Source organism: Roseofilum sp. (assembly GCF_982964205.1).
Genome location: NZ_CEZBFX010000007.1, coordinates 75,745 through 83,813, shown reverse-complemented (window position 1 = coordinate 83,813; position 8,069 = coordinate 75,745). Strand labels below are relative to the sequence as shown.

The 8,069-nt window shown below is 43.5% G+C and carries 3 protein-coding genes; all 3 read left to right on the top strand.

Annotated features, from left to right (window positions below):
* Positions 1 to 5,801 (top strand): S8 family serine peptidase (locus tag AC3A14_RS03810; RefSeq protein WP_487778911.1); only part of this gene is annotated, 5,801 nt, incomplete at its 5' end.
* 268 nt (positions 5,802 to 6,069) lie between these two features.
* Positions 6,070 to 6,825, top strand: a complete 756-nt coding sequence (locus AC3A14_RS03805; protein ID WP_318731207.1) for a glycosyltransferase family 2 protein — start codon at positions 6,070 to 6,072, stop codon at positions 6,823 to 6,825.
* Positions 6,825 to 8,069: a glycosyltransferase family 4 protein gene (locus AC3A14_RS03800; RefSeq protein ID WP_318731208.1), complete on the top strand. Its 1,245-nt coding sequence runs from the start codon at positions 6,825 to 6,827 to the stop codon at positions 8,067 to 8,069. The genes AC3A14_RS03805 and AC3A14_RS03800 overlap by 1 nt, the downstream gene beginning before the upstream one ends.

The following is an 8,069-nucleotide window of genomic DNA, read 5'->3' as shown; positions in this document are numbered from 1 at the left end:
CTGGTGGCAGTGGTAGTGACACAATAACTGTTAGCGGTGGTGGATTCAATTCTATCTCTGGTGGCAGTGGTAGTGACACAATAACTGTTAGCGGTGGTGGATTCAATTCTATTTCTGGTGGCAGTGGTAGTGACACAATAACTGTTAGTGGCGGTGGCTTCAATTCTATTTCTGGTGGCAGTGGTAGTGATACCATCGCTGTTAGTGGTGGGGGAAACAATTCTATTTCTGGTGGCAGTGGTAATGATACCATCACTGTTAGTGGTGGGGGAAACAATTATATCTCTGGTGGTATTGGTAATGATGTAAGTATATACAATGGAAATTACAATGACTACTCCATTACTATTGATGGAACAAGGGTCACTGTAACTGGTTCATTAGGAACAGATACCCTAGAAGATATTGAAACGCTGCAATTTCTGGATAGAACGGTTGATCTCGTACAAAATACCAATAAAAATTTATCAACTAATTCCTTCAATGTAGTAGAAAGCTCACTCAATCCTGGCGATAATTTGAATGTTGAGTTGAGCCTTCAAAATACTGAAGCAGGAGAAGCCAGTGCTTTTGATGTAGAGTTTTACCTCTCCAAAGATTCTACGATTGGTAACAATGATGATATTCTTCTGGATACTCGCTCTATTGACGGTCTCACTGGCAATACCACAACAGAACTACTGACGCAAAACTTAACCCTACCCGATGCTAATCATTCCTTCTGGACTGGAGATGGCACTTATCATATTGGTATGGTCATTGATTCGGGTGATGTCATTAGCGAGACCAATGAAAATGATAATACTGATTCTGAAGCCATTGAAATTACTACTCCCATAACTGTGGGTGAAATTCAAGGTTTGAAGTGGAACGACCTTGATGGAGATGGAGTGCGAGACTCGGGAGAACCCGGACTAGCAGATTGGACAATTTATCTCGATGAAAATCAAAATGGTCAACGGGATGCTGGTGAATTATCAACCCTCACGGATGCTAGTGGTAATTATACATTCACCGATCTCGCACCAGGCACGTATTATGTGGCAGAGGAGATGCAGAGTGGTTGGGAACAAACATACCCAGAACCACCTAGCATTTTTCCAGCTCCTATTGAGAACTCTAATACAACTATAGATGCGCGACAACTCAGAGAAAATGTCGATCCTGGCCCTGAAGTCGTATTTTACGATTTTCTGGACAATGGTACTTTAACTGGAGGAATTACTGAGTTAGAGACGGATAACTCAACCCAGAATAACGGTATTCATTCTCCCTTACAACCAACTCCATGGAATGTTTCTACATTACTCGATAATGGCCCCACAGATAATCGAATTGATATTGTCTTTCTTGGAGACGGATATACAAATTCTGAGCTAGGAACATACCAAGATGATGTCAATAATCTTCTCTCTCCATTCTTTGCAGAATTGCCCCTGGATGATTACTCAAAATTCTTCAATGTACATCGAGTAGATGTTATTTCCAATGAATCAGGGGTAGATAACGATCCAAATGGAGTATTGAAAGATACAGCATTGGATATGGGTTTTGGGGGAGGAGGTGTCGATCGAGGATTAATTCTCGATCTCGATAAAGCGAAATTAGCTGCAAACAATGCTCCCGATGTCGATCAGATATTAGCGATCGGTAATTCAACAAAGCATGGCGGTGTTGCTTGGCCAAGTGAAGACGTTGGTACGGCTTCTGCGAGAACTACTTTTGCCAGCGAAATACTTTTGCATGAATTTGGCCATTCATTTGCCAATCTGGCTGACGAATATGACTATGGTGGTCCTGTCAACTATACAGGACCAGAACCCGAAGTAGCTAATGTCAGCATTTATAATGCTAATGAGATGGAAGCATCACAGACCAAATGGTATCGTTGGTTAGATGAACCCAATGTTGGCACATTTGAAGGAGCTAATTACAGCGAACAAGGCATTTATAGACCCACAGAAAACTCTAAAATGCGGAGTCTGGGTCAGCCTTTTGAACAGGTCAATATAGAGCAATTTATCCTAACTGCTTATCAAGTTGTTCAGCCCATTGATAATGCTACTCCATCAGGATTTTATGGTGTAGATGATACGTTTTTTGTCGATCCCGTCGATCCAGTTTCGCACGATCTAGACGTTCAGTGGTTCTTAGATGAAGTGCCTATATCAGGAGCAACAAGCACTACATTCGATCGAGCATCAACTTTGAATTTAACACCAGGAACTTATACGCTCAAGGCAGAAGTTGTAGATAATACAGACCTGGTACGCGATGAAGAAATGCGTGCTCAGTGGATGACCGAAGAGCGTTCTTGGACTCTGAGAGTAGAGGGAGAAGAACCACCAGTTGCCAGAAGCCACGAGGTCATCCTCAACCCCGGCGAAGTTATTACTGATATTAATTTTGGCAACCGCCTAATTGAGGAGACTCCTGATGAGGTTAACTTAGTAAGTAATTCCTTCAATATAGTAGAAAACTCACTTCATCCAAATGAGAACTTCCAAGTTGAGTTTAGTATTCAAAATACTGAAGCAGGAGAAGCCAGTGCTTTTGATGTAGAGTTTTACCTCTCCAAAGATTCTACGATTGGTAACAATGATGATATTCTTCTGGATACTCGCTCTATTGACGGTCTCACTGGCAATACCACAACAGAACTACTGACGCAAAACTTAACCCTACCCGATGCTAATCATTCTTTCTGGACTGGAGATGGCACTTATCATATTGGTGCGGTCATTGATTCAGGTGATGTCATTAGCGAGACCAATGAAAATGACAACACTGATGCTGAAGCCATTGAAATCACTACTCCCGTAACTCTGGGTGAAATTCGAGGCTTGAAATGGAACGACCTTGATGGAGATGGAGTTCGAGACACAGGAGAACCCGGGCTAGCAGATTGGACAATCTATCTAGATGAGAATCAAAATGGTCAACGGGATGCTGGTGAATTATCAACCATCACGGATGCTAGTGGTAATTATGCATTCACCGATCTGGCACCAGGCACGTACTATGTGGCAGAAGAGATGCAGAGGGGTTGGAAGCAAACATCTCCAGGTAATATCGGACTTCCTACACCTAGATTGCAGAACAAGGGTTTCAGCTCAACAGAATTAGCAATTGCTAGAGCCTCTAATCTAGAAACTTATGAATCGAATAAACTAAGTTCTGTAACTGAATGGGTGGTAAGTTTGGAGCCTAATCAATCTCCAGATGACTTAGCTAGAAGTTTAGGAGCAACTAATCTAGGGGCAACAGGATTTATCCCCAATACTTACCGTTTTGAATTCCCCGAACACTCTCATGGACTTCAAATACAGGATGAGTTGAATTCCTTATCAAATATAACCTTCTTCTTCCCACTGGTAGAGCAACAACTCAAAAAACAATTCATTCCAAATGACCCTCTTTTTAGCGATCAGTGGCACTTAGTGAATACAGGTCAAATGGGTGGAACTGTTGGAGCTGATACGAACATAGAAACAGCTTGGGATTTGGCTCAAGGAACGGGTGTAGTTATCGGAATTGTTGATGACGGACTGCAATATGCACACCCCGATCTTAACTCCCGTTATCGACAAGACTTAAGCTACGATTTCAATGATAACGATGCCGATCCATCACCAGTTTTTAGCTCTGAAGTTCATGGAACAGCCGTGGCAGGAGTAGCAGCAGCTAGTGGCAATAATGGTATTGGAGTGAGTGGTTCAGCACCAGAAGCGTCCCTCGCTGGACTGCGGTTAAATGCTGGCCCTTCCAATGATTGGATGAATGCAAATGCTTTGTCCTACATGAATCAAGACATTGATATATATAACAACAGTTGGAAACCAGGAGCCTCTTTTTTGAGTCCCGGCCCATTAACTCTAGCAGCAATGGAAGATGGAGTGATTAATGGTCGAGATGGATTGGGAAGTATTTATTTATTTGCCGGAGGAAACGATCGACAAGATGGCTTAAACGTCAACTACAATGGCTTGGCTAATTCTCGTTACACTATTGCTGTTGCAGCAATCGATCATAATGGGAAACAAGCTATTTATAGTGAATCAGGAGCACCACTTCTAATCTCTGGTTATTCTAGTGCAGGTTTGCCAGATACTCCAGGGATTGCAACGACTGATTTGTTAGGCTCTTATGGATATTTTTCTGGCGACTATACAGATAACAGTGCCAATGGATTTGGTGGGACATCATCAGCCACTCCTTTAGTTGCTGGTGTTATTGCTCAACTATTAGACATCAATCCAAATTTGAGTTGGCGAGACGTACAACATATATTGGTAGAAACAGCCGAACACAACGATCCATCTGATTTAGATTGGACGACCAATGGAGCTGGACATCTGGTTAATCATAAATATGGTTTTGGCGCAATTGATGCCACAGCAGCAGTAAAGGCTGCTACTGATTGGGTGACTGTAGGACAAGAAATCTCAACAACTTCTGGACGACTCGATGTTAATCAAGACATTCCGGATAATAACCCCACTGGAATTTCTTCAACTTTTACCATCAATGATGACATTGATATTGAGTGGGTTGAAATTGTATTCGATGCGACTCACTCGGCACGAGGAGACTTAGAAATTGTTCTTATTTCTCCAGACGGTACTGAATCAGTTCTAGCGGAATCTCACAAAGACTCACAAGATAACTACTCAAATTGGGTATTAACTTCTGCTCGCCATTGGGGAGAGTCCTCTCTAGGAGAATGGACTTTGAAGGTCTCAGATGAACAGTCTGTAGACATTGGTACTTGGAACTCTTGGCAGTTAAATATCTATGGAACTTCCAATAATGTACACATTGAAGGTACACATACAGTAACGCTAAATTCTGGTGAAATTGTTACTGGTATCGATTTTGGCAACCATAATGAAGAGCCAGAAGAACCCGTCAACCCCGCAGCCATTGAAACTCAAGACCAATCCTGGACGGTTGCTACTACGGCTGACTTCAACGCTGACAACAAAGACGATGTGCTGTGGCGCAATAGTTCTGGAGATAACGAACTCTGGCTCATGGATGGCAGTAGTGTCTCCTCCACCGTTAACCTCAGTAACTCAACTCTAGAACTGGTCGGAGCCAATGACTTCGATGGCGATAATGATGCGGACTTAATGTGGCGCAATACCTCTACCGGAGCCAATGAACTGTGGACGATGGATGGTGGTAGTGTCACTAGCACTGATGCCATCCGCTCTGCTGCCACGAATTGGGAAGTGCAAGGTACGGAAGACTTTAATGGGGATGGCAATGCCGATATCTTCTGGCGCGACCCCATCACGGGACAAAACGCTATCTGGTTCATGGATGGTAGCTCTCGCGTCAATAGCGGTAACTTCCGCTCTGTCGGAACCAACTGGGAAGTTGCAGCTCTCGATGACTTCAACGCTGATGGCAAAACTGACATTCTCTGGAATGACTCCAGCAATGGAGCTAATGCTATCTGGCTGATGGATGGACTGTCTCTGGTCTCTGGTAGGCGTATCAGGCGTACCAATGCCGGATGGGAATTGCAAGGTACAGAGGACTTCAATGGGGACAATAAAGCCGATCTTCTGTGGCGTAATGGCTCTGGAAGCAATGCGGTGTGGTTCATTGATGATACCACGATCGCCTCTGGACAGAACCTCAGTGGGGCGATCGCCCGATGGGATGTGCAGGGGCTAGGAGATTTCGATAACAACGGTTCCCCAGATATCTTCTGGCGCGACAGTGCCACGGGGGATAACGCTCTCTGGTTAATGGATGGTACGACCCATTCCGGTGGCGCGATGTTGGTATAAACCGATTTCAGGCAGCAAAGGGAGTTCCTCTGCTGCCTGTTGATTTTTGTTGTTGACTTAAATTATTAGAGCCTAAACTCTGACCCATAATAACTAGGCTGTTTTTACAAAAAGAACAATTAAATGTGGGCTATATGACTCGCTTTTTATTTGATAAATTACGGTATCTAACTTGAGCTAAACTTCATTTTATTTCGCTAATTAAAGCGATGTTTTGCTACAAGAGAACAATTGACTTGACCTTTACTCATAGATTAATGGTGTCATCATGAATTCTTTTCCGAAGTCTGTCACTGTAGTTATTCCTGCCTTTAACGAAGAGGGAAACCTGAAACGACTGTTTCAATTTCTAGAGGAAACTTTTCACCAACTCGGCTATCAGTTCCCTGTCTTATTGGTCGATGATGGCAGTGAGGATAACACCCCCTTAATTGTTGAAGATCTCAAACAGCGCTATGATTTTCTCACCGTTGTGCGCCACCCCCATCGACGAGGTGTTGCCGAAGTCTGGAAAACCGCCTTAACCCGCGTCAAAACGGATTGGATTTTTTGGGGACAGGCTGACCTAGAAAGTGACCCACGCAGCGATATTCCTTTGCTTCTCTCTGCTTGGTCTCCAGGAGTAGATGGAGTAGCGGGTTGGCGACAAAACCGCCAAGACGGAAAGCTCTTCACTTCCAAAATTGCTAACAAAGTCTGTCGCTCTTTCTTAGGCTTAAAAATTCACGACATGAACTGGATTAAATTAGTGCGACGAGATTTAATTTCTCCTGAACTCTTAGACCTAACCACCCATCGTTATCTGCTGGCTGCCTTAGCTGGATTTGGACATACCATCATTGAAGTGCCTACTCCCTGGCATACCCGATATTCTGGAACTACTAAGTTTGGTAAAGGTCGATTATTGACTTCTGCTCTAGATTTCATCAAGCTACTGAGTTGGTTTATTCAGTTTAAGATACAAGAAAAAATCAAGTTATCAGTAGATCAATTGATTCCCATTAAAGTTGATGATATCCACTAATGATGATACACGATCTAGAGAAAAAAAGAATTCTCGTCGTTTCCTCGGTTTATCCCCTGACTGCTGATGGCAATCATGGAGCCTTTATTCGTGAAGTGATTCTCAAACTTCAACCCACAGGAGCTAACTTTTATGTGTTTGCCCCTGCCTATGAAGGTTGCCCTCACTATACCCTGGATAATGTACTCGTCTATCGATTCCGCTATTGCCCTAAACCCTTAGAAAACTTAGTCCGAGATGGTGCGCCCACCAAGATTCAGCGCCAACCCTGGTATCTGATTCCAGCCGCTCTTTATATCCTCTTGGGAACCGTGCAACTCTTTGGGTTGTGCTGGAAACTGAAACCCGATTTATTGCACATTAACTGGCCATTTCCCCATGGTTTAATGGCTTTCCCAGTAGCTAAACTCTTGGGAATTCCCATGGTGTTTAGTTTTCATGGAGGAGAATTGCTGTTAGCAAAAAAATTTGGGTTTGTTGCCCGTATTTTGCGTCAGTTAATTCCCGAAAGTCAAGGGGTAACAGCTAATTCTTCCTTTACTCAAGCCTTGATTGGTAACCTCAGTTCTGAACCGGTGACGGTAATTCCTTATGGGATTACTATCACGCCTCAACTAGAGTCAGAAATCCCAGCTAACCCGATTCCGCAACTGCTGTTTGTGGGACGTTTGGATGAACGCAAAGGGGTTACTTATCTATTGCAAGCCTTGCCCCTAATTTTACGAGATCGTCGAGTGCAATTACACATTGTCGGTCAAGGAATCTTAGAAAGTGAACTTAAGGAAGAGTGCAAAGCGCTAGGGTTAGAAGCGCAAGTTAAGTTTTTAGGGGTACTCTCTAAAGAAGCCTTAGCCCAGGAATATGCCACTTGCGATATTTTTGTCTTGCCTGCCATTGTCGATCGCAAAGGAGATACGGAAGGATTAGGAATTGTGATGATTGAAGCCTTAGCCCATGGTAAACCGGTAGTCGCGAGTGATGTGGGAGGGATTAAAGATGTAATTATTGATGGCGTTACCGGCCGGTTAGTCCCGGAAAAAGATCCCCATCAATTAGCAGAGGTAATTACAGATTTACTAAATTGCCCCGAAGAAAGACAACGACTAGGTTGCCAAGGATTAAAGCATATCCAAACCCAGTTTAACTGGAGCCGAATTACCCATCAGTGGTCTCAGGTTTTCGCTCAAGCCCTAAGCAACAGTAACTCCTCAGAGATCATAGCAGATGACTCTCTTATTTTCTAG